Here is a 22,091-nt window from a genome sequence, read left to right on the forward strand (position 1 = left end):
ATGGCAATCACGCGGGCGCTTCGTGATGAACTGAGCTTCGGGGCTGTGTCTCGTCGGGAAAACCCCGTTTCCGCCCACATACCTTATTCCCGGCATGTGTCGGACGAGGTGATCAAGACGCAGGACGGCATGCTGATGTCCTTCGTCCACATGAGCGGCCTGTGCTTCGAGACGATCGATATCGCGGAGATCAATTCGCGCCTGCTCGGCCGCAACGATCTCATTCGGGGTCTGGCGAATTCCAGATACGCGATCTACTCCCACATTGTGCGCCGCGAGGTGAAGCCGGCAATCGAGTCGAGCTTTGATAATAAGTTCTGCCAAGATCTGGATCAGCGCTATACGGCGGCCCTGCGTACCCAGCGCATGTTTGTGAACGACATTTACCTGACGATCGTGCGGCGCGAGCTTCAGGGCACAGTCGGGACGGCGGATCTGGTGATCCGCAAGCTTTTCGGACGCAGGGCAGCGGATGGTCGCTCCTCGACAGAGGAGCGGGCATTGATCGAACTCACCGACGTGATGAAAGCCGTCCGTGAGAGCCTGCAGGCTTATGGCGCTCGGGTCCTTTCGGTCGTCAAGCGCGATGACGTTTGGCATTCCGAGCCTTTGGAATTCCTGGTGCAGCTTGTGAATGGCGGGTTTCCGCGGCCGATGGCATTGCCGCGCATGAAGCTCGCTGAGGCATTGGCGACGAAGCGGCTGTTCTTTGGTCCGAACGCATTGGAGATCCGGGGCGCTCACCCCAGCGAAACTCGATACGGCGCCATCATTTCCGTGAGCGAGTACCCCTCCATCACGGGGCCGGGGATGCTCAACCCGATGCTGAAGGTGCCGCACGAATTCATCGTGACACAATCCTTCGCGATCATCGACAAGCCACAGGCACTGACCCAGATGGAGCGGGTCGGACGCAAGATCGACATGTCGGATGAAGCCGGCTCGATCGTGGCTGATCAGCTCGGTGAAGCCCGCGATGAGCTTCTGTCCTCAGAAGCCCTCTACGGCATGCATCATCTGATGGTGCTTTGCCTTGGGAAAACCATGGACGACGTCGCCCGCTGCGTGACCGATGTCGGCACGGCGCTGACGGAGGTGTCCGCCCTTTGGGTTCGCGAGGACCTGAATTGTGAACCCGCGTTCTGGGCCACCCTGCCGGGCAATTTCGCCTATGTGGCGCGCAAGTCCATGATTTCCTCGAAGAACATGGCGGGCTTCTCGGCCTTCCATAATTATCCGAGCGGGCGGACTGGCGGCGTTCATTGGGGAAGCCCGATAAGCGTCCTCGAGACGACGTCGCAAACGGCTTATTTCTTCAACTTCCATGTTCGAGACCTCGGCAACTTCACCCTGAACGGCCCCTCGGGCTCGGGCAAGACGGTGTTGCTCGGCTTTCTGGCGGCACAAGCGCAGCGCCTTGCGCCCCGCCCCAAGCTGGTGATGATCGACAAGGATCGGGGCCTGGATATCTTCGTGCGGTCTCTGGGAGGGCGCTATGAGGTCCTGAAGGCCGGGGAGCTTTCCGGCTTCAATCCGTTGCGCCTGCCCGACACCGCGCACAACCGGGAATTTCTCTTCCAGCTTTTCAGCTTCATGCTGCGTCGTGTCGACGGGCATGGGCACTCGACGCGCGAGGAGCAAGTCATTCGGAACGCGATCGCCCAGGTGGCGAGCGCGTCGCCGGAGGGTCGGACGATGGAGGAATTCGCCGAGCTGCTGCGCGGTGCGATGCGCGCCGGCGATGACGATCTCTATTCGCGCCTTCAGCCATGGATGAGGCCGGACCAGCGAGGTTGGTTGTTCAACAACGCCGAAGACACGTTTTCGATGTCGTCCATTTTCGGGTTCGACATGACGAGCGTTCTGAGCGACACAACGACCAGCACGGCGGCCTTGCTCTATATTTTCCATCGCATCGAGGAACTGCTCGACGGGCAACCGGTGATGATCTTCCTCGATGAGGGCTGGAAGCTCCTCGACAATGATATTTTCAGCTACTTTATCAAGGACAAGCTGAAAACCATTCGTAAGCTGAATGGCATCATCGGCTTCGGCACGCAGTCCGCGGCCGATATTGTGAAGTCGTCGATCGCCAATACGCTGATCGAACAGACGCCGACCAACATCTTTTTCCCCAATCCGAAGGCCGACGAGGAATCGCACAGAGCGTTCGGGCTGTCGGAGCGCGAGATTAAATGGATCCGCGAAACCCCTCCGGAAGCTCGCAAATTCCTGATCAGGCATGATCACGACAGCGTCATCGCGCGCCTGAACCTGGGCGCGATGCCTGACGCGATCAAGATCCTTTCCGGTCGAATTGAGACGGTTCAGGAGCTGGACGCGCTGCGTGCGCGCGTCGGCGACGATCCGGAGGTTTGGTTGCCAATCTTTCTTGGGAGGGACCAGCAATGAAGACCATCATCGGCGCGACGGTCGCCCTCGCAACGATTTTTGCGGGATCGGCGGCCGTGGCGGCGGTGCCGGTATCGGACAGCTCGATCTTGTCGAAGCGAAGCGAAGACAAGACCGACAAGGTTCAGATCCAGTTGATTCAGGACGGCACGAAATCCTCAACGCAGGGCGTCAATTGCGCTGTAACGACGCCGAAGAAGGCGGACAACGTTAAGAGCCCGACGGGTTCAGTCGATCCGTCGAGTGGGCGCGCGTCCCTCGAACAGGCCAATCCCGATATTAAGGCCTCCTCCGCGTTCGCCTCGATCGGATCGGGATCGGGCGCTGTCGCTGGCAATGCCGGCGACAGGAGCATGCTGGATATCACTGGCACTGTCGTTGGCGGCATGAACGGCAGCATGTCGACCGTCGCGCCCAACAAGCAGGTCTTCGAGACCATGGGCCAGGATATCGGAACCGACAAAACGGTCATGGAAGCCTTCGACCGCAACAGCGGTATCCGCGCGCAAGGTGGGTTGACCTTCAATGAGGTGATCCAGTCTACCGGGTTCTTCGCCCAAGCTTTCAATGTTCGAAACATCGGCACGGCCACGATGACGAGCCGTGGAACTTCCGGGTTGGTGGTGCCAACACCGCCGCCCCCTTCCCCTGGGACGGGCTCGGGCAGCTCCACAAACTGCCCGAACGGCACGAGTGGCGCCGGCACGGCCGGCACCTCGTGCTGCTCGTCAACGGACAGCGGATGCACCGCACCGCGCACGACCGACACGGTTGAGAACGTGTCGCCCATGCTTGCGCAAATTCAAAAGGAGGCGAACAGCGCCCCTGTCAACCTGACCACGGACGATTTGATGTCCGCGGTCAATCAGTATCAGGCTCAATAGGAGAGACAGGCCATGCGTAGACTTACGTTGTCAGCGGCAACGTTGTTTGGCTTTGCCAGCGTCGCCTTGGCCCAGGTGCCCACGATCGACGCGGCCAATCTGGAACAGGCTCGGCAGATTGCATCGGCGACGAGCCAGATTCTGAGCACCGACCGCAACATCATGAACTATACGCAAAAGACGCTGCAGGCCGTCACGGGCGACCGGTCGAGCCAGGCGGGCCAGCTCGCGCAGATGGCCTTGGGCAATGGTGGCTTTTCCATGGGTGGCGCGCCGTCCCTCGGCAACGTGATCTCGGGCGGTTCGTTGTCGTTTGGCGGCCTCGGCAATGGAACGCAAGGGATCGTTTCGAACCTCATCAACGGCCTGCAGCTTGTCAAAACCATCTCGGGTCTGATCAACGGTCAGACGACGCAGATGGATAAGAACTACAGCTCCCTGGTCAATGTTGCTGCCACCGTCACAGGGCTGGTTGACTCCTCGCAAAACGGGGTCAAGACCCGCTCCAGCGCCTTTCAGTCGGGTGCTCAGAAGATCGGCACTGCGCAAGACATTAAGGGCTCGATCGATCAGAACAGCCAGATCATGGTGCAAACCGGCCTCACTGTGAACGAGCTGATCGGCTCGGTGAACACCGCTACGGCCGCTGCCAATCAGGAAAACATCGATCGGATGAACCTGATTACTCAGGCCACGCGGGCGCTCGATTACAAGTCGAGCCAATGACAGTGCGCTTTTTCCTTTTAACAGCCGCCGTCTTGGGCGCCGCTGCGACCTCGGGATGCAGCCACAAGCCGCTCAAGGCTCCGTGCTCACGTGACGAGGGACCGATGCAGCCAATGGCGTTTGCGGCGCTCGAACCAAAAACAGAAGCGGCGAGCCCATTTGAGTGCGGTGCGATGCGGGCACTCAATAGCGATCCATCTCTGTTTCCAGGTGGGATGGCGAAAAAATGAACTTCAATATCACGACGCTCCTGCAACAGGTCGACCAGTTCGGCAACAACTACGTATCGCAAGCCTACCAGAACCTCGCGTCGGCCTTGACCGGCGGGGGAACGGTTGGCGTCGCCGGCCTGATGCTGACGCTTTACGTGATATTCTGGGCTGTCAGCATCTGGCAGGGAACCTCGACAGGATCGGGAAAAGAGATGGTTTGGCGCTTATTCCGCGCCTTCGTCATCTACGCCCTGGCAACCAGCTGGGCGGACTTTCAAAAATATGCCTACACGTTCGCGAATGAGACACCTTCCGCGATCGGGAACAGCCTGCTCACGAGCGTGTCGGCCAATGTGACGGGGACATCGGCCGGGTTGAACTCCGTCAATTCCGTGCAAACGGCCCTCCAAAACATCTGGGATTCGCTCGCCAACTCCACCTCTGCCTTTATCAAGAACCTGGGGGTATTGAACTTCGGCGGATATGTGCTGGGAGCGCTCATCCTTATCGTCGGCGCGCTGCTCATCGGTTATGCGATCTTTCTCATCATTCTCTCGAAAATCTTCCTGTGGCTTTTGCTGGCGCTCGCGCCAGTGTTCATCATTCTCATGCTGTTCGGCTATACGACCAGGTTCTTCGCTGGCTGGATGACGGCGATCGTGCAGTACATGTGTGTGCAGATTCTGGTCTATGCCTTCTGCGCATTCTTCATTTCGATCACGCAGACCTATTTCGACGCGGTCAACCGCTCGAACGGTGCTGCGACAACGACATTGACCGAAGCCGCGCCGCTCATCCTGATCTGCCTTGTTGGCGTGCTGCTGCTGTCGCAAATCACGAACGTTGCCGCCTCGCTCGCCGGCGGAATTGGCATCGGAACGCCTTCCTTTGGACGGTTCTATGGCGGCGCTTTCGGAGCAATGAAGGCCGGTTCGAACGCGGCCATGAGGCGCATGGGTATGAGCACCCGCCAGGAACGCTTGGCGGGTCGTGAGCGGGCGCGGGTTAGCTTTGCCCAGAGAAGATATGAGAGTTCAGCGGAGTATGCGCGGCTTTCCCGAAAGCTGACGGATTCCGCATAGTGTTTTGGGGTACCAATGAGCGATGTGAAGCAAAACGCTGGAGGACCGGCGAAGGGAAACGAGTCTCCATTGCCGTACTACGCGGACGCGGCAATATGGGAAAAGGATATTGCGCGGCGTAATCGCTGGTCGCAATCTCTGGCGTGGTGCGTGGCGACCGTCGCCTCGGTCATTGCCGTTGCAGCCATGGGGGCGCTGATCCTGGCGCTGCCGCTCAAGACCTATGAGCCCTACATGGTGGTGGTCGACAAATCCACCGGGTTTGTCGAGGTGAAGCGCCCGTTGGCCGACGGTCCTTTGCAGCAGGACGAGTCGATGGGGATGTTCGATATCGTCCGCTATGTGAAGGCGCGCGAGACCTACGATCCCAAAGCCCTGAAGGACAATTTCGATCTCGCGCAATTGCTCAGCACCGCGGACGCCTCGCGCGAACTCGTCGAGCTTTTCAGTCCGGCCAACAAGGTGACGAATCCCGTTGTGCTCTACGGGCGAAACACCGTCGTGGCGGTGACGGTCAAGTCGGTAACATTTCCTAACCAGAGGACCGCGCTGGTCCGGTTCATGACGGAGGAAAAGAGCCAGGCGAACACGATACAGCGGCATTGGGTGTCGTTGATCCGCTTCCGCTACACCGGCGTGCCAGCCAAGAACGAGATCCGTTTTCAGAATCCGCTCGGCTTCCAGGTGCTCGAATATCGGCGCGATCAAGAGACCGCGCCGGCACCCACCGCGGAGAGCCCGAATTGAAGGTCGCCAGCATCCTGACAGCAATCGGGCTCGCCGTTTTCGCGGTTCAGCCGGGCTTTGCGGAACAAACCCCTCGGGCGGGATCTCGTGATAGTCGCATCCGCTTCGTCTGGTATCAAAAGGACGATGTGGTGTCGGTGCCGGCAAGCTACGGCGCCTCGACCATGATCGAATTCGGCGATGACGAGAAGATCGAGACCCTCGGCGCCGGCGACGTGCCGGCCTGGAGCATCGAGCCCAACAAGAAGGGCAACGTGCTCTTCGTGAAGCCAATCGAGAAGAACGCAGGCGGTAATCTCAACGTCCTGACGAATAAGCGCAGCTATGTGTTCTTTCTGACGGGCGAGTTTCGGCCGGTTGCGCAACAGGTCTATGCGATCAAGTTTCGCTATCCGGAGGAGGCGTCGGACGCGGCTTTGATGGACGAAGCCCGGGCCCGGGCTGCGCAGCCGAACCGGCAGGGCTTCAAGGCGGAAAATGCCAATTCGTCCTATGGCTATAAGGGCTCGTCGGTAAATAAGCCGGTCGTGATCTACGACGATGGCGTGAAGACCTGGCTCCGCTTCGATCCGGCGCGGGAAGTGCCGGCGATCTACGTCGTTGATAGCGAGCGCAATGAGACCCTTGTGAATTATCGCCGCGAGGGCGCGTACATCGTGGTCGACAAGGTCAACTACCAATGGACCCTGCGCAACGGCAACGAAGCAACCTGCGTATTTAATCTGAGACTGAACAACGTGAACGAATCGACGGGGCTCGAACCTTACGAGCCGCAGCGTGTCGGTGGTGAGACGGTTCGGAAAGTGAGGGGACCCAATGCCATCTCCCAATGAGTACAGAATGCTCGCTGAGGAGGGCACGGCGGTTGCCGCGCCAAAATTCGGCGCGAGCACATTCTTCAAGATCGCCGTGCCCTTGGGTGCCGCGGCCTTCGCGGGGTGGATGATTTATGCGGCGACGCGCGCGCCCGACAAGCCGCTGCTGACCGCGCCGGATGGCGAGGAGTTTCATACGACGCAGTTTCCAGCGCCGGGGCTCGATACGCCGCGTCCCCAGCTTGATAACGGGACCCTGAAAATCCCGACGGCTCCCGAGGAACCGCCGGCAGCGCCGCAACCGCCATCGACAATTGAGGCGCCCCCTCCCCCGCCGCCCGCTTTGCAACCCCCGACAGCAGCGCCACAGGTCCAGGACGATTCCGAGGCCCGGCGTCTGGCCGAGGAAGAGCGGCGGCGCCGTGAGGAGGAGGAACGGCAGAAATGGGAGCGCTTGCGTGCCAAGCAGCTCGTCGTCGATACCGGTGATGCGCCCGGCAGTGCATCGACACTGGGCGGCAATGGGGCGGATGCAGCAGCGGCCGCAACCGCCGGTGAGGGCGAGGAGGATCCCAATCGGCGTTTTTTGGCCAGGGCGAGCCAGAGCGGAGCGGATACATCGAAGGCCACGATGAACCCGCGGACGGACGCGCTGGTCGCCCAAGGTACGATGATCAAGGGCGTGCTCGAGACGGCGATTCAGAGCGATCTTGCCGGCATGGTCAGAGCCGTGGTGTCGGAGGATGTGTGGTCGTTCGACGGCCGCAGGGTTTTGATCCCCGGTGGCTCCCGCCTTATCGGTGAATATCGCAGTGGCCTCGCGACCGGTCAAACTCGTGTTTTCATCGTGTGGACCCGGCTGCTGCGCTCGGATGGCGTGTCGGTCCAGCTCGGTTCGACTGGCACCGACGACCTCGGCCGGAGCGGTATGCCGGGCGAGGTCGACAACCATTATTTCGAGCGGTTCGGTTCCGCGATCCTTCTGAGCGTCGTGGGGGGCGCGACGCAGTTCATCGCCAACCTCGGCACGGACCAAAACGCATCGAACGCCAATCAGACCTACACCGATCCGACGACTGGTCAAACGGTGACAATCCAGACGCAACCCAACCAATACATGCAGAGCGCGCGCCAGATCGGTGCTCAACAGGTTTCACAAAGCCTCAACCGCATTGCCGAAGAGGCGCTTCGTAATTCGATCAATATCCCGCCCACGATCCACGTTGATCAGGGGTCGCGGATCATTGTGTTCGTCCGGCGCGACCTCGATTTTTCGGAATTCTATCTGGACCCGGTGCGCGAGGCGTTGAGGGAGATAAGACGTGAGCGGGCTCCAAAGAACCGTATTTCTAAATAGGGCTCTGGAGCCTGTTCGGCGCTGGCTCGATGACGACAGCGTGGTGGAAATCTGCGCGAACGGGCCTGGACGCGTTTGGGTCGAGATCGTCGGGTCCACACATATGGAATCCTTCGACGTTCCCGAACTCGACCGCGCTGCGATCACCTACCTCATGGAGCGCGTCGCGGCGTCATCCTCGCAGTCCGTCAGCGAGGAAAATCCATTGCTTTCGGCCGCTCTGCCGGGCGGCGAACGCTTTCAGGGCGTGCTTCCACCGGCGTCACCAACAGGAGGCGCCTTCGCAATCCGCAAGCAGGTCGTGAAGGATATGCGCCTTGAGGATTATCGGCAGCGGGGGTCGTTCGATACGATCTCCGTCCAGGATCCCGGCGAATTGAGCGGGACTGACAATGCCCTTTGTGAATATCTCGACGCTGGCAAGATCGAGGATTTCATCCGTTTGGCCGTTCGGGAGCGTTATTCGATCTTGCTTTCAGGAGGAACGTCGTCGGGCAAAACGACATTTCTGAACGCGATCTTGCATGAGGTGCCCTCGGATGAGCGGATCCTCACCATTGAGGATACGCGAGAGGTCAAACCACACCAGCCCAACTATCTGCCCTTGGTCGCGTCAAAGGGCGATCAGGGCCTGGCGCGTGTGACTGTCGAAACGCTTCTGCAAGCGGCCATGCGCTTGCGGCCAGATAGAATCTTCCTCGGCGAGATCCGGGGGGCGGAAGCCTATTCGTTCTTGCGCGCCGTCAACACGGGTCACCCCGGGTCGATCACGACGGTTCATGCGGACAGCCCGACCGGTGCATTCGAACAGCTTGCGCTCATGGTCATGCAAGCTGGCCTCGGCCTGAGCAAGACAGAAATCATTGACTACGTGCGGTCTGTCCTGCCGATTGTGATCCAACAAACGCGCCGGGGCGGCTGGCGCGGCACTTCGGCGATCTGGTTCAACCGCATGACTGAATGGAGAGCCGCCAGAAAGGTTCGCCAGAATGTCTCGCGTATTCGCTTATAGGCTTCTCCTCGGCCTCATCGGCCTCGCCGCCTTCCTTGCCCTTTGGAGCATAGCCTACGAGCTGGTGGCGACATGGCGATGGAATCCCGCCCTCCCCTCTGAAGGCGCCTCGCGCTGGGGGCTTCTAAAGTACCAGAACGCGCAACGCAGCCTAAGCGGCCTGTTCGTTGCATGGCAGCATTTCAGTCAGCGCCTGGCCTATCATCCCACGCAGAGCGAGACGATCATCCGGGGCGCGATCGCGATCGCGGTTGTCGTGGCGATCGGCGTCGGCCTGATCTTTGCAAGCCTGATCAACCGCAAGCCAAAGCACTACGGCGATGCGCGGTTCGGCACAATCATGGACGCCGAAAGGAAAAACCTGCTGGCAAAGCAAGGCTTGATCCTCGGCAAGATGGGCGGGGCGACGATCCGCTCGGACGAGCCAGCGCACGTCTTGGTGGTCGGGCCGACCCGATCCGGCAAGGGCGTCAGCTTTGTCATTCCGAACGGTTATATGTGGCGAGGATCCTCGGTGTGGTTCGATCCGAAGCGGGAGAACTTCGAGGCGTTCGGTGCGCACCGGCAGGCTCTCGGCGACAAGGTTTTTTTCTTTTCGCCGGGCGAGCAGGATTCGCATCGCTATAATCCGCTGGATTTCATCCGGCGCGACGCGCGCATGCCGACGGACTGCGCCGTGGTCTCCTCCTTCATCATCCCCGAGGCGACAGGAAGTTCCGAGATCTGGGCGCGCGCCGGCCGGCAGCTCCTCACAGCCATGATCGGCTATGTGCTGACGTCACCACGCTATGAGGGGCAGCGTCATTTGCGCGCCGTCGCGATGCTTCTTTCGACCGGCGTGGATTTTCTCAGGGTGCTGACGAATATCCGCAATGATGAGGAAAAATATCTGCCTTCGTGGGTCGTGCATGGGCTCAACCAGTTCATTGCGCTGGAAAAGGAAACGCGAAACTCGGCCTACTTCAACCTGACGGCGGCTCTCAACCCCTGGACCAATGATCTCGTTGCAGCCGCTACGGCGTCGACCGATTTCGATATCTCGAAGTTTCGGAAGGACCCGACGGCTCTGTTCATCGGCTGCTCGGTGGCGCAGCTCGACGTGTTCCGGCCCATCATCAAACTCCTGGTTCAGCAAATCCATGATGTGCTGATGGCTTCCTCGCCAGGCCCAGACGAGCCATATCAGGTCCTGGTGATGATCGACGAGTTTCGCCAGCTCGGCAAAATGGAGTCTATCGTTTCCAAGCTGGCGATCAACGCGGGCTATGGCTTTCGCATGGTCCTGATCCTGCAGGATCTTGCCCAGCTTGACGAAGTCTATGGAAAAGCGACGCGGCAGACCACGGTGACCGCGTGTCAGGTGAAGCTTTTCATCCGCATGAACGACGTGGAGACCTCGGAACATGTCTCTGTAATGCTGGGACCGACCACGATCGAGGTGCCCACACCGATCATCAGGGCTGGTCAAGGTATATTTGGGGCCCGAGACAAGAGTTTAAGTTATCAGGAAAGGCCGTTCCGGACGGCGGCGGAGCTTCGGCAAATGCCGGCGAAGCAGGCCGTGGTTCTGGGCTCGAGCCCCCCTGGTTTCATGGTGCGCAAGATCACCTATTATAAGGACGCTCCCTATAAGGCGACCTACCAGGAATTTCGGCACCGGCGCTTGAAGGTTCCGCCTCTCTCACGATGGCACGATCTTCCGCTGCGCTCCATGGCGGAGGTCGAAGCGGCGGCTAACAACGCGCCGGCGGCACCTTTCGAGTTGGGGGAACCCGATACCGTCGAAGCGCCGGTTTCGGGCGATACAGTCTATGCCGATGCGGTGCCGCGTGCGACTGCGGCTGAAAGGGCTGATCCCGTCGCGTTAAAGCCGAAAGTAGAGAGCGACAGCGCGGACGCACCACAGGTGCTGCCAAGCTCAGGCCTTTCAACGGGCGGTGAGGCTGAAGCAAAGAGCGAGGTCGCCGCTGAAGTTCCGGAGTTGAAGCCGAAGCGGGCCGATCAGACGGCTGATGATGCGCCGCGGCCGCTTCCCACCCTTGACCGGCGATCGGCGCCGGCAGCATCAAAGGCGTCCGACCCGAGTGCGTCTGAAGGCAAGGCGAGTGTCTTGCAATTCCAAGTCCGGCCGGGGAACAAGTCCACGTCGATCGCCGCGCTGCTCGCATCGCTCGATCAGGAAGTGGAGGCCGGCGCTCGTTCCCTGTCACCGTCAGTGGATAGCGGAGATGTCGACGGGGGAACCGTCAGCCGCTCTTGAGGCGCTGCAGGATCAAATTAGACGTCACGGCGATCGCTAGGACGTGAATTCAGTTGAATACAAATGAGCGATTTATGTCTTCGGTGCCTATGCCGAGTGTGAGCACAAGACGAAGCGTCCCTAATCCGATGGCGGGCGAATCGAACCGTTTCGTTGCGCCTCCCGGTACTTGGTGGGGACGTGAGCTGATTGCTGGTCGTAAAATGCGATTGATTTTCACTCTACCCAACATGTATCAAAACCGATACTGTGCACCCCGATGAAGGTGATTGAATGGCTTGGAAGCAGTAGGGCGGATGTTCGAGCGTTTCCTGACGATGCGCGGATAGAGGCCGGCTGGCAGCTCGAACTTGTCCAGCGCGGCGACGATCCCGACGACTGGAAACCTATGCAGATCGTGGGGGCCGGCGTCAGGGAAATCAGAGTCCGGGAGGCATCGGGAGCGTTCCGCGTCATCTATCTGGCAACGATGGAGGACCGCGTTTTGGTGCTTCATGCGTTCCAGAAGAAGACACAGGCCACATCCAAGAAAGACCTCGATCTGGCGGCTCAACGGCTAAAACGATGGAAGGCAGAACGATGAACGTAGAAATCTATGAGAACGTCTGGGACGCCCTGGCGGACACCGAACAGGAGGCAGCAAACCTCAAGGCGCGCTCGGCGCTACTCTACGAAATCCGTAAGGCAGTCCAGCGTTGGGGCCTTCCCCAGGAGGAAGCCGCCAAGCGGCTCGGCCTGACGCGCCCTCGTATCAATGATCTGCTGCGGGGTAAGCTCGCCAAGTTCTCGCTTGACGCGCTCGTCAACATCGCCGCCTCCGCTCACCTGGATATAGAAATCCGGGTGAAGGAAGTTGCCTAATCACGAGATGTCTAATCCTCGTCTTTCCTCGGAGTACATCCGCGTTTGGACGCGAGCGTGTGCCGACCGGAGCCGCTGCCAGAGCCCGGCTTAGGGAACAACGAGCCACGCAGGGTGCATGACGAGGCAACTACTGCTTTTGCGGCTTTTGTGAATCCGGCTCTTCGCCTTCGACTGGAGCGGTGTTGATGCTCCTCGACTGCAGGCGCTGCAGTTCTTCGAGCCGTTCGCCTTTGACGATCTCGGGATCAAGCCGCTCGCTGGGATTCTGTGCCAATGATCGCGCGGCTTCGCTTGCGACTTGTGCCTCGCGCGCTTCCTTCGCAGCGATGCTTTCGGCGTTGCGCACCATTTCACGGTCTTGGGCAACCTGCTCAAGCGAGGTCGGATCAGCCGATCCAGCACGTTCGTCGCGTATCTGCTGCTCAATGGCGCGATTGCGGATCTCGCGGGCGCGATCGGCCTCAAGCCGCTCTGCCGCCTCGATCTCTTGAGCGCGGTGGATTAGAGCTTCAGCACGTGGGCCGGCGATCTGATGCGCCTCATGCTCGCTGACATGCGTTACGCCGCGCTCCTGGATCGATTTAAGATCCGTCCGGATCGCAAGCAACTCCATTGTGGGCGCCGCCCGCCGCAAGAACTCGGCTTTGGTCTGGCCGTTCATCATGGCGGCCGTCTTATTAACCGTCTCATTGATCTCCTTAAGGTTTTCCCGCATCTGGTCTGCGGTGGCATCTGAACTCATTCGAATACCCTTTCCATCCCGAATAGCGACCACGATAGTACCTGACCGGACGGCCTGCGTCATCCGATCATTGAATTGACTCGCTATCGCACTATTCGGCCGAGATGCAGCAACCGATTCCCAGTCCTGAAGGCCCGCCTGGGTGGCCTGAAGCTGACGCGCCGAAACCGGAATTTTGATGGGATTGGCCTTTGCATGGTTGATGCGTTGGCGGGCTTTGTGGATGACATGCGGATTCGCACGGGCATAGGCGCGGTCACGTGCCTCCCTCCCGGGCCGTGGCTTGTCGGCTGCGGCGGCAATCGCCTTGTCACGCGGGCCATAGCTTTGTGATGACGCACGATAGGCCGCGGAGGTCGCGACGATTTTCATGCCCTGCGCTTCTGCATGCTGGGCATAGAGCGACCGCCATTCACGAAGCTGGGCCGGGCCAGGCCGCAAGCGCTGGCCGTCCTCGCCTTTCACCGCCACGATGGCATGGACGTGAATATGTCCCCCCTCCTCTGCCATGTCGGCATGCATGCCGAAGGCAAATTTGTGATTGGGGAACTGCTCATGCAGGAACCCACGCGCTGCCCTTACGAGCGCCTCCCTGTCCTCGCCGGCCTTGGCCGACAGGATCATGTGCATTGTGTCGCGAGGCTTATACGAATTCAGCGTCTTATCCCAGGACTGGGCGGTCTGCCGAACCGCCTCCTCTGCGGCGATCGTGGCGCCGTCGGCGCCGATCGCCGCCCCGTCATGGGTAAGGCGCGAGAGCTGGAACACGACGCCAGCTTTGCCGTGGCTGGGTTCTCCAAGTGGTTTGACCGATACGGCATCCTCGCTGACTCCAAGCGCCTCGGAGATCCGCGAGGCGATCATGGCTCGGGTCGGTGCCGAGAACTGGCGATCAGGCTGGCGTGCGTCGGAAAGGTGAAACCGGTGCTTCACCTTCTTGTCCCCGTCCTGCCCTTGGACGACATCGTGGCCGGCCATGGTCGCGACCACACGTGCGATGGTCGAACCGTCCTGCAGCATGTCGATACGATAGGCGTAGCCGTGGCCGGCAAATCCAGCCTGAACGGCGTGCTTTAGCCGCTCGGCACTCAACTCCCCTGCCACCGAAAGCCGAAACGTCGCGACATCCTCGCTTTCACGCCGCTTGTCGAAGCCCTTGGCCCACTGTTTCATCTCTTCGGCAACGGCCTCCTGCGTCGCCAGGATGCGGGTATCATGAGTTTCGAGGCTGACGCCCTCCTTCTGAATGTATTGGCCGATGGCGGTCGCTCTTGTGACGGCATGCCCATAGGAAATCACCTTCAGGACGGCCGGCTGATAACCCGACGCGAGCTTGCTGGCGACCGCCTTCTCTGCGGGACCGCCGGCAAGCGGAGGGCGCTTCGTGGGAAGCGCTAGATTTAGCCGCCCGGCCTTGCCGCGTGGCGGCTCCAGTTCACGCGCCGCCGCGCTCGGAACAGTCGGTTCCGACGGCCGGCTTGCGCCGAAACCGCCATCCCCTCGCCGGCCGCGAACCGTTTTGATGAACCAATCATCGTCATTGCTCGCAAAGGATAAAGCGGCCTGGTGGCGACTCTTTCGATTCTCCGCCTCGACGGCGGCGCTTGCGCGAATCCTATCTGCAATGGCCTGAATAGAGGACTGGTCGAGGGTCACGCTTCCTCACCGTCCAGCAGATGCGCCGCCTTCCGAAGTTTCAGCCCATGGGCGATCGTCATCGCCGTTAACTCGGCGTCGACAGCTCTGACCCTCTCGTCGAGCGCCTCCCATACCGGCAACGCCGCCTCCACGGGAACCGCGCGGCCAGAATGAATGGCGTGTAGGAGCTGGCTGAGGTTTCGGCCGACCATTCGAACTTGCGAGGCCAAGGCCGCCACAGTTCGTGAATTCTCAGCGGACAGAGCCGGACCAACATCCAGGCTTGCGCGGATAATGCGCCGCAACGTCTCGGCCCGGTCGAGTTGGAACACCTTGGAAGCCTCATCCAGGAGCGCGATCGCCTCCGGTCCGAGATCGATCCGGGAGCGCTTTCGAGGATCTTTATGCGGCCGTCTGGTATCCAAAATTCCTCACTATGACGGGTGGCCTCCCCGTCGAAGACGATCCAGGTCGAAGCGAAGCGACGACCTGCTCAGCGATTTGGACCCAAATTGCGTATCTTGTCAACTTAATCCCAAAGCACACTCCTCTTAGAAGCTTCGATGCCACCCCCTTTTTCGCCCAATGACGCCAGCGAGTGATAACCATCATTGGGTCACATCTCATGTTTTAATGAGCCCATGACTAGATTAGTTCCGCGTTTCATGGGATCTGTGTCTCATGGCCACATCATGACTTCATCGGACGATGTTATAGCTTTCAGCGAATTCCATAGACGGGCGTTCCAGGTAGAGGGAAAAGAATGAGTATGGCGGCGGCGGACAATGACGAACGACCATTCGTGATCACCATCGGTTCGCCCAAGGGTGGTTGCGGCAAGACGATGACCACCATCCTGCTGGCGGGGGAATTCGCCGCAGGGGATTACAAGGTCCTTGTGATCGATACCGATCCGCAGAGGTCGGCCGCCAACTGGTACGACACCAGCAAGAAGGCTGGCTACACGCTGAAGAACATCGAAGTCCAGGCGATCACAGACCTTGGTGATCTTGCCAGAACGTTGGAAGAGCCGGGCGACTACCAGCTCGTGCTGGTCGACATTCAGGGAACCGCTGCCGCAGCCGTTGGATCGGCTGTTGCATTTGCCGATTTCGTTCTGATCCCCACGCGAGCGCACATGTACGATGTCAACGGGACCATCGGCATGGTCGACCAGGTGAGGCTTGCGGGTGGACGGCACCGCAAAATTCCGTTCGGCATCTTGCTCAATGCGGTGAACGGGATCGATGCAAGGACGACGGCCGTCAGGCTCGCAATGGATCGGCTCAAAACGGCCGGGCTTCATGTCATGGATAGCTTCCTATCCTATCGACCTACATTTCAAGCGATCGCGACCGCGGGCAGCCTTTATGAAACGGACGGTACGAACAAGGCCATCCAGGACGCGCGAGACCAGACCAACACTGTGGCAGCCGAGATAATTCGACGGATGGGTGAGGAGGCTGCCTGATGGACTCCAAAAAAAACAAGGCCGCGGCCATAGCAGAACCGGAAACGGCGAAGAGCAGGCTTCCGACGCTTCCGAAGCGTGCTGGTCCGTTTTCGAAGCTCGCTAGTCTCGACCCGCAATCCTTCGCAAACCCTCCTAGTCTGGTCGAACAGGCAAAGGTCGATCCTCAGGCGACAGCGCCTGAAAGCGCGCCCTCTGGGGATAAGGCCGTCGTGCCGGAAGATCATGCTGCACCGCCGGCCCCTGTTGAAGCGGCAGCAGCGCCGGCGCGCGCTCCAACCCGAGCGGCCCGCCCCCCAAAACCCATGAAGGCCGAGAGGACTGGCGAAACCATGGTCTTGCAGACGAGTGTTCCATTCGAAGTGGCACTGGCATTCAAGGCCTTGTGTGCTCGGTCCCGTTCGTCAGTCCGCGAGGAACTGGCGAAGATGGTACAGGAAGCTGTCGACAGAACCAGGTGAACCAGGGCCGGCGCTATTAGCAAAGCGGCGACGACGACGGCGATCGATCAAATCGGAACTCACTTGACCATCGGCCGGCTCTTACATCCGATGAAGGGGCTGGAATCGACCCCGGCGCTTGCCGGCGTGATCGGATCGCTCCTCAACGCCGTCTGAGGCTGACCGTCGTTTGCCCGGCGGCAGGATCGTCCTCCTGCTGGATAAGCCGCCCGCCTCGGCTTCTTGAATTCCTTGGCCCGCGCCGCGTCGCCGGAACGCTGATCATGCTCTATCAGTCTGAGGGCCCGTTGCCTGAGAAATGCGGCGAAGGCAGCCTGCACCTCGGGGAGCTTGCCGCTGGTGTCGCCAATTTCTCTGCCTCGGGATGGCGCAAGGTTCGTGACCACTAGGCAGTTCTTTTCGATGCGGTTCCGGCAAACCCCTTTCTTACGATCCCCAAATCTGGATCGAGGCCGGCGTGATTGGCGGCGTTCTCGCGCGCACCAGGCTGCCGATCCTCACTGCCAACAGGGACGAATTCGATCTCATTCCGCAGATCACCCCGGACGGACAGTTTGTCCATCTCTGATCGGACCCGCCGGGTGCCGGCACCTGTTGAATACGAATTTTGCCATGCAGAGTTTGGTATTGTGCATCAAATATTCGCGGGCTCGATTGGTTTGCATCTTGGTTTCGGTGGTTCGCCTGCTCCCGGGCCGTTGTCTCCATCAGGGCCGCCGCTTCTCCCGCGACGGGCTTTTTTTGATCGGGTCATCTTCTCGATTCACAGGGTTTGTCCCCTGAACGATCGAAACATCGGAGAAGAAAGGTTGCCAGATCACAGTTCCCGCTATGACTTGACTGGGGGACCGCGTCGTCTAGCCAAGATCGTCGAGGTGATACAGAAGCTCGCGCAGGGCGCCATCGCGCGCGGGGCGATCGCCACCAGCGATTTTATCGTCGACCAGCTTGGTGGCGATGCCGTGCGGGAGCGGTATGAAGTCGTAGCCGTGCGCTACGGCAGCCTGGTGAAGATCTTCCAGCGCTTTGAACGCGTGGTCGTGGGTGCCAAGCCAGAGCGCGGGTTCGTCGGTTACCTCGTGGGGGAACGCCTGCAGGAAATAAGTCCGAAGCGGCGGGTCGTAGCCGATGACAGCGTCTGGATCCGAGCGGACCTGTCCGGTGACGGTGCCAGTGACAGTGATGGTGTAGCGGCTCATTGCAACCTCCTTTTGCCGGGTGGGGAAGCCGGCCCCTCGAGGGGCCGGCTTCCGATGCCTCACTGGGGGTTGTTCCAGAGGATGACCTTCTTGTTTTCCTCGCCACCCGGGGCGGGAGCGAGATTGCCGAAGATCACGCCGATCTCGGGGGCTTCCAGCTTGACCGAGAGGTACTCCTCGCCCGAACGCTGGGAGATGCGGTGCCAGCCGGCTCCGATCTCGAAGCCCGTGCGCTTGTTTACGATCCGGTAGTCGGGGGCGTCCTCGCGCGACTTGTTGGGGTTCGGGATGAGGGTGATCGGGGCGTTGACCCGGAGCGTGGCGAAGACGCCTTCCATCGAGCCGTCGGCCTTGGTGGTGAGGTTTGCGATCGTGGTGGCCATGGTAGTTCTCCTTCGGTTGCATCGGGACCATTCCCGATGGCGCCAAAGGAGAGGGCCGTCCTGCTGCGGTCATCTCGGCGAAAATTCTGGAAAATTCTATTTGCCGAAAAAGTGCGGGCAGGCCCTTCGCCTGTCCGCAGACAAAAAACAGAAATCGAATTTTCCTGAATTTACGCCGCCTGTACCCCCAACGGGGGTTGACCGCACAAAGCAGGCGGTCGTCTACAAAGGCGACATGAAACGGGAATGGCCCCGGATGCGGCAGATGGACAAGAACCCAGGCCGCCATCGCTTGGCCGCAACGCTGCCGGATCGCCGGAACATGCTGCCTCGCCAGCTTCTCGGGTCACGTCACCTGCATCGTCAATACCTCGAATCGCAGCACGGCGCGCGAACCGCCTTGCGTGTTCGTGGCGGCACAGGGGTTTTGAGATCGGAGTCGGCTGGCAGCGAACTTCACACCGCTCAGTGGCGATTCCTCGCAGCGAAGTTGGGTGACTGTGTAAGAGCGGATGTCCGGTACGCTTGCACCCGCTTCAGATGCGAGACGGACCAGGATTGATCATCTGCACATGCCCTGCCGTCGCGCGTGGGCCGGCGTCGAAAGGGATGGGCTCCGGACGTTCACACAGCGAAGTTGGCGCGCGGGGGGCTGGATCAAGCATATCGGATGGGGCCTGCCGGTGGATAGCGTGGACATCATCCTGGCAACGCCAGACGCTCATCCGGCATCATGCGGGCTTCGGCTTGGCGGCGAATGTCCGAGCCAGCATGGCGAAGCATGGCGCACCAGTCGTCCACGTTGTAGGTCGTCGCCATGCTGCCCCTGGCCAGATCGTAAATGACGCACGGCTTGTTCGCGATGGCGAGCCGAAGCACGTTGACGGCCGTGCCTGGCGATGCGCCATCCCAGACCATCATTCCGAAGTCGGCGCGCCGCGCCATCTCCCGGTCTTTGGCAGCGTGGAGCCAGTATCCTTCGGCGCCCTCGGGAGAGAACAGGGTAGGCGGCCCAGTCGCCCAGATTGTTGCGTGGTTCCTTGCCGGCATGGAATACCCCGACATGTTCGTAGCCGTAGCCCGCGAGCAGGCCCTGCGCCTCGGTATCGGCTCCAGACGCATCGCCAATCAGCACGCCGTGCTCGGCAGCAACGATTGCGCCGATGCGAGTGATGGCAGGTTCCGGGAGCTCGAATATCTCGCGTGATCCACCTATGAATATCATCGACATCGTGACTTTCCGTGCGCCAAGAGTGACGAGTGGAATCCGTCACGCGCATTTGTTGCCCCTGCGGGGTGGAAGACCCCGCCGCCAACGTGCCGCAAGCGCGGGGGTTGAAGCAGACGGGTGAGGTAACCCGGGTGCCTCCGGTGAGCCATAAATCAGCAGAACCCGTCAAAGTCGGACGGTCCGGGACTTCCGCCCAGGGCCGGTCCGGCGAGCATGCCTGTTATGGGAAGAGTAATCGAACCGATGTTGGACGCCTCGTTGCAACATGTAATCCGCCAAATCGGAGGTGGGCGGATCGGCCGAAGGGCCGGAGAAGCGCCGATCCCTGCTGGTAAGTCAGGGATCAGGGGCACACGTCATGACGTGTGTCAGTCAGCAGCCCAGCTTGCGGTGGCCGCTGGTCGGAATTCTCACGGGGTAAAGTCGGTCCCTAAGGCAGGCGAAGGGACATCAGGTGAACTTGGGAACCTTGCCGTGTTCTCTCCCGCCGGATGGCGCGAGACGATCGAGGCGACCGATGACCGGCACGGCAGGGGGCGGAGTCTCCGTAGTAGTCCGAAGACGGGAAAGCCGTCCACATGGCGAAGGGGGACAGTGAGTGAAGCAAGCCGGCAGGAGGTGGGCCGATGAAGCCCGATGCGGTGAACACCGCGTTTGTCCTCAACATGCTGCGCAAGCTTCACAGGTGGAGTACTGCGGACGCCGACAAGGTGTTCGCAGATCTGTTTAATATCGTATGCGACCGCAGGACGCTTGCGGAAAGCTGGCGGCGATTGTCCTCCAACAAGGGCAGTCGCACACCGGGCACCGATGGCGTCACACGGAAAAAGGTCGAAGAGCGGCCCGGCGGCGTAGCGCAGTTCCTCGAAGATATCCGACGAGAACTCCGCGACGGCACCTATCGGCCCGAGCCTGTCCGGCAAAGGCTGATCCCGAAACCGGGGAAGCCCGGCAAGGTGCGCCCGCTCGGCATTCCAACGCTCAGAGACCGACCGGTGCAAATGGCTTTAAAGCTGGTTCTGGAGCCGATCTCGAGGCGGACTTCTATCCGACCTCATACGGCTTCCGACCCGGTCGGAGCACCCATGATGCCCTGGCGAAAATCCAGCGGCAATTGCATCCCTCAGCCAGCGGCACCTCTGAGTACCGCTTTGTAATCGAGGGAGACATCAAGGGGTGCTTCGATGCCGTCGATCACCATGTGCTGATGGAGCGCGTGCGACGCCGGATCAAGGACCGCAAGGTCCTCTGGCTTGTGCTCGCATTCCTGAAGGCCGGGGTCATGATCGAAGGCACCGTGCGCCACCCTGTCACGCGCACCCCGCAGGGCGGCATCATCTCACCGTTGCTGGCCAACGTCTATTTAGGGGCCATCGACGAGAGATATGGGCGGTGGTCGATGCGACCTCGCGAACGACCGCAGAATGCAGCCAACCGGCGGCAATATGACCGCCGGAGAAACAGGCCGACATTCTTCGCCGTGCGTTATGCCGACGACTTCGTCGTGCTGACGGACGGGACACGCGAGGACGCCGAAGCGGAAAAGCTGGCGCTGGCGCAGTTCCTGAAAACAGAATTGCGCATGGAACTGTCGATGGAAAAGACCCAAGTCACCAAGGTCGGGGAAGGCTTCGACTTCCTCGGCTACCGGGTGGTGCAGACCAAGGCACGCCGCACCGGACACATGGTCGGCAATCTCTTCATCCCGAAGGGCAAGCTGAAGGACCTCCGCCACAAGATCAAAGTCAAGGTGAAGGAGACGCCCACGGGCCAATCCCTCGCCGATCTCATCGACGACCTCAACCCAGTTATCACCGGCTGGCGAAACTACTACCGCTACGCCACATGGGCTACGCGGGACTTCGCCGGTCTGGACTGGTGGCTACGGGAGCGCATCGGGCGATGGCTGCGTAAGAAGTACCGAAAAGCGACATGGCGCGAGCTGCGTCGCCGCTTCCTCGCAACAGCACCCGACAGCCGCTGGCGATGGGTCGACGGACCGAAATCGCTGCGGTTCTTCCGGGAAGGTGGATCGATCCACTTCCCACACCGGGGCATACGCATACCGAATGGATGGAACGATCCCGCCGAGAAGTTCCGCAAAGGAGCCGACCGCTTCTGGGCATCGTTCAACGCCCTCATGGTCGCATGAGGGACACCCGTGGCGTAAGCCGCGCATGGAGAGCCGGTAGCGTGGAAACTCGCACGTCCGGTTCGGTGAGAGGAGCGCAGAAACCACCTCGCCGCGAGGCAGGCAGGCGCTGTGCTCCTACTCTACTTCTCTCCAGCGTCCCCGCCCCGCGCCGGCCGCCCTCTCCCTCTGGCCCTGCGCGAGGGATCGTCACCCGAAGGCCGAGACGGCGAAGCCGGCGCGGGGAGCGGCGGGACGCCGCGACCAGAGCCGGCCGGCCACAGGCCGGCGCGCCCGGACCCTGCCGCTGTCGAAGGCGCTACGCGCATGGAGCTACTGGCCTTTGTCCGCCAGCCAGAGGCTTACGTCCTGGATCGAGCGCATGAGCACCGACGGATTGTCCCGTGCGGGAATGAAGCCCCAGCTCTGCCAGTAGCGCTCGGCCTCGGCGTCGATCGCCCGCA

General features: G+C 60.7%; 21 protein-coding genes. 16 read left to right on the plus strand and 5 right to left on the minus strand.

Translation table 11 applies throughout. The features are described 5' to 3' along the window. The 11 genes from ACWGS8_RS32355 (at window position 1) to ACWGS8_RS32405 (ending at window position 12,368) form a co-directional block, all read left to right on the plus strand. Window positions 1-2,412: a VirB4 family type IV secretion/conjugal transfer ATPase gene (locus tag ACWGS8_RS32355; RefSeq protein ID WP_454584743.1), complete on the plus strand. Its 2,412-nt coding sequence runs from the start codon at window positions 1-3 to the stop codon at window positions 2,410-2,412. After that, window positions 2,409-3,296: a hypothetical protein gene (locus ACWGS8_RS32360; protein ID WP_454584744.1), complete on the plus strand. Its 888-nt coding sequence runs from the start codon at window positions 2,409-2,411 to the stop codon at window positions 3,294-3,296. The genes ACWGS8_RS32355 and ACWGS8_RS32360 overlap by 4 nt, the downstream gene beginning before the upstream one ends. A gap of 12 nt (window positions 3,297-3,308) precedes the next feature. Then, window positions 3,309-4,022 (plus strand): type IV secretion system protein, encoded by a 714-nt coding sequence (locus tag ACWGS8_RS32365; RefSeq protein WP_454584745.1) that lies wholly within the window; start codon window positions 3,309-3,311, stop codon window positions 4,020-4,022. A gap of 226 nt (window positions 4,023-4,248) precedes the next feature. Then, window positions 4,249-5,316 carry a type IV secretion system protein gene (locus ACWGS8_RS32370; protein ID WP_454584746.1) on the plus strand — a complete coding sequence of 356 codons (1,068 nt, stop codon included), beginning with the start codon at window positions 4,249-4,251 and terminating at the stop codon, window positions 5,314-5,316. A gap of 15 nt (window positions 5,317-5,331) precedes the next feature. Then, window positions 5,332-6,063 carry a virB8 family protein gene (locus ACWGS8_RS32375; protein WP_454584747.1) on the plus strand — a complete coding sequence of 244 codons (732 nt, stop codon included), beginning with the start codon at window positions 5,332-5,334 and terminating at the stop codon, window positions 6,061-6,063. Continuing rightward, entirely contained in the window at window positions 6,060-6,896 is an 837-nt protein-coding gene (virB9, locus tag ACWGS8_RS32380; RefSeq protein ID WP_454584748.1) for a P-type conjugative transfer protein VirB9, read from the plus strand. The genes ACWGS8_RS32375 and virB9 overlap by 4 nt, the downstream gene beginning before the upstream one ends. 7 nt (window positions 6,897-6,903) lie before the next feature. Then, entirely contained in the window at window positions 6,904-8,235 is a 1,332-nt protein-coding gene (gene virB10 / locus ACWGS8_RS32385; protein WP_454584749.1) for a type IV secretion system protein VirB10, read from the plus strand. Continuing rightward, window positions 8,201-9,247, plus strand: a complete 1,047-nt coding sequence (gene virB11 / locus ACWGS8_RS32390) for a P-type DNA transfer ATPase VirB11 (protein WP_454584750.1) — start codon at window positions 8,201-8,203, stop codon at window positions 9,245-9,247. The genes virB10 and virB11 overlap by 35 nt, the downstream gene beginning before the upstream one ends. Beyond that, the gene (locus tag ACWGS8_RS32395; protein WP_454584751.1) at window positions 9,225-11,507 is read left to right on the plus strand and encodes a type IV secretory system conjugative DNA transfer family protein; all 2,283 of its coding nucleotides are present in this window, start codon (window positions 9,225-9,227) and stop codon (window positions 11,505-11,507) included. The genes virB11 and ACWGS8_RS32395 overlap by 23 nt, the downstream gene beginning before the upstream one ends. 259 nt (window positions 11,508-11,766) lie before the next feature. Continuing rightward, a complete protein-coding gene (locus tag ACWGS8_RS32400; protein WP_454584752.1) occupies window positions 11,767-12,090 on the plus strand; it encodes a type II toxin-antitoxin system RelE/ParE family toxin in 324 nt (107 codons plus the stop codon). Next, entirely contained in the window at window positions 12,087-12,368 is a 282-nt protein-coding gene (locus ACWGS8_RS32405) for a helix-turn-helix domain-containing protein (protein ID WP_454584753.1), read from the plus strand. Before ACWGS8_RS32400 ends, ACWGS8_RS32405 begins: the two co-directional genes overlap by 4 nt. Before the next feature lie 130 nt (window positions 12,369-12,498). Here the strand turns inward: ACWGS8_RS32405 and ACWGS8_RS32410 are convergent, their stop codons facing one another. Beyond that, window positions 12,499-14,769: a relaxase/mobilization nuclease domain-containing protein gene (locus tag ACWGS8_RS32410; RefSeq protein WP_454584754.1), complete on the minus strand. Its 2,271-nt coding sequence runs from the start codon at window positions 14,767-14,769 to the stop codon at window positions 12,499-12,501. After that, window positions 14,766-15,083, minus strand: a complete 318-nt coding sequence (locus tag ACWGS8_RS32415) for a hypothetical protein (RefSeq protein ID WP_454584755.1) — start codon at window positions 15,081-15,083, stop codon at window positions 14,766-14,768. Before ACWGS8_RS32415 ends, ACWGS8_RS32410 begins: the two co-directional genes overlap by 4 nt. A 437-nt stretch (window positions 15,084-15,520) precedes the next feature. Between ACWGS8_RS32415 and ACWGS8_RS32420 the strand changes: the two genes are divergently transcribed. Continuing rightward, complete coding sequence (locus tag ACWGS8_RS32420; protein ID WP_454584756.1) at window positions 15,521-16,222, plus strand: ParA family protein; 702 nt, start codon at window positions 15,521-15,523, stop codon at window positions 16,220-16,222. Next, window positions 16,222-16,683 (plus strand): hypothetical protein, encoded by a 462-nt coding sequence (locus ACWGS8_RS32425; protein WP_454584757.1) that lies wholly within the window; start codon window positions 16,222-16,224, stop codon window positions 16,681-16,683. Before ACWGS8_RS32420 ends, ACWGS8_RS32425 begins: the two co-directional genes overlap by 1 nt. Window positions 16,684-17,540: 857 nt before the next feature. On the opposite strand, the gene ACWGS8_RS32430 is transcribed toward ACWGS8_RS32425, so the two are convergent. From ACWGS8_RS32430 to ACWGS8_RS32440, 3 genes are all read right to left on the minus strand, one after another. After that, window positions 17,541-17,882 carry a hypothetical protein gene (locus tag ACWGS8_RS32430; protein WP_454584758.1) on the minus strand — a complete coding sequence of 114 codons (342 nt, stop codon included), beginning with the start codon at window positions 17,880-17,882 and terminating at the stop codon, window positions 17,541-17,543. A gap of 59 nt (window positions 17,883-17,941) precedes the next feature. Continuing rightward, window positions 17,942-18,265: a DUF736 domain-containing protein gene (locus ACWGS8_RS32435; RefSeq protein WP_352778180.1), complete on the minus strand. Its 324-nt coding sequence runs from the start codon at window positions 18,263-18,265 to the stop codon at window positions 17,942-17,944. A 699-nt stretch (window positions 18,266-18,964) separates the two neighbouring features. Then, entirely contained in the window at window positions 18,965-19,210 is a 246-nt protein-coding gene (locus tag ACWGS8_RS32440) for a hypothetical protein (protein ID WP_454584759.1), read from the minus strand. Window positions 19,211-19,328: 118 nt separating this feature from the next. On the opposite strand from ACWGS8_RS32440, the gene ACWGS8_RS32445 reads away from it, so the two are divergent. From ACWGS8_RS32445 to ACWGS8_RS32455, 3 genes are all read left to right on the plus strand, one after another. Beyond that, on the plus strand, window positions 19,329-19,472 hold the full coding sequence (locus ACWGS8_RS32445; protein ID WP_454584760.1) for a hypothetical protein: 144 nt from the start codon (window positions 19,329-19,331) through the stop codon (window positions 19,470-19,472). Window positions 19,473-20,122: 650 nt separating this feature from the next. After that, complete coding sequence (locus ACWGS8_RS32450; RefSeq protein ID WP_454584766.1) at window positions 20,123-20,653, plus strand: hypothetical protein; 531 nt, start codon at window positions 20,123-20,125, stop codon at window positions 20,651-20,653. Continuing rightward, window positions 20,590-21,648: a reverse transcriptase domain-containing protein gene (locus ACWGS8_RS32455; protein WP_454584764.1), complete on the plus strand. Its 1,059-nt coding sequence runs from the start codon at window positions 20,590-20,592 to the stop codon at window positions 21,646-21,648. The genes ACWGS8_RS32450 and ACWGS8_RS32455 overlap by 64 nt, the downstream gene beginning before the upstream one ends. The last annotated feature ends 443 nt before the right edge of the window (window positions 21,649-22,091 follow it).

The sequence above is a fragment of the Mesorhizobium sp. 43Arga genome, from assembly GCF_053714255.1.

Coding starts and splice junctions, on each gene's coding strand:
- ACWGS8_RS32450 (WP_454584766.1), top strand. CDS start 20,123: ATGAAGCCCGATGCGGTGAACACCGCGTTTGTCCTCAACATGCTGCGC.
- ACWGS8_RS32400 (WP_454584752.1), top strand. CDS start 11,767: ATGAAGGTGATTGAATGGCTTGGAAGCAGTAGGGCGGATGTTCGAGCG.
- ACWGS8_RS32370 (WP_454584746.1), top strand. CDS start 4,249: ATGAACTTCAATATCACGACGCTCCTGCAACAGGTCGACCAGTTCGGC.
- ACWGS8_RS32355 (WP_454584743.1), top strand. CDS start 1: ATGGCAATCACGCGGGCGCTTCGTGATGAACTGAGCTTCGGGGCTGTG.
- ACWGS8_RS32365 (WP_454584745.1), top strand. CDS start 3,309: ATGCGTAGACTTACGTTGTCAGCGGCAACGTTGTTTGGCTTTGCCAGC.
- ACWGS8_RS32405 (WP_454584753.1), top strand. CDS start 12,087: ATGAACGTAGAAATCTATGAGAACGTCTGGGACGCCCTGGCGGACACC.
- ACWGS8_RS32440 (WP_454584759.1), bottom strand. CDS start 19,210: ATGGCGCGGCGCGCCGACTTCGGAATGATGGTCTGGGATGGCGCATCG.
- virB10 (WP_454584749.1), top strand. CDS start 6,904: ATGCTCGCTGAGGAGGGCACGGCGGTTGCCGCGCCAAAATTCGGCGCG.
- ACWGS8_RS32430 (WP_454584758.1), bottom strand. CDS start 17,882: ATGAGCCGCTACACCATCACTGTCACTGGCACCGTCACCGGACAGGTC.
- ACWGS8_RS32375 (WP_454584747.1), top strand. CDS start 5,332: ATGAGCGATGTGAAGCAAAACGCTGGAGGACCGGCGAAGGGAAACGAG.
- ACWGS8_RS32445 (WP_454584760.1), top strand. CDS start 19,329: ATGTTCGTAGCCGTAGCCCGCGAGCAGGCCCTGCGCCTCGGTATCGGC.
- ACWGS8_RS32425 (WP_454584757.1), top strand. CDS start 16,222: ATGGACTCCAAAAAAAACAAGGCCGCGGCCATAGCAGAACCGGAAACG.
- ACWGS8_RS32395 (WP_454584751.1), top strand. CDS start 9,225: ATGTCTCGCGTATTCGCTTATAGGCTTCTCCTCGGCCTCATCGGCCTC.
- ACWGS8_RS32435 (WP_352778180.1), bottom strand. CDS start 18,265: ATGGCCACCACGATCGCAAACCTCACCACCAAGGCCGACGGCTCGATG.
- ACWGS8_RS32360 (WP_454584744.1), top strand. CDS start 2,409: ATGAAGACCATCATCGGCGCGACGGTCGCCCTCGCAACGATTTTTGCG.
- ACWGS8_RS32420 (WP_454584756.1), top strand. CDS start 15,521: ATGGCGGCGGCGGACAATGACGAACGACCATTCGTGATCACCATCGGT.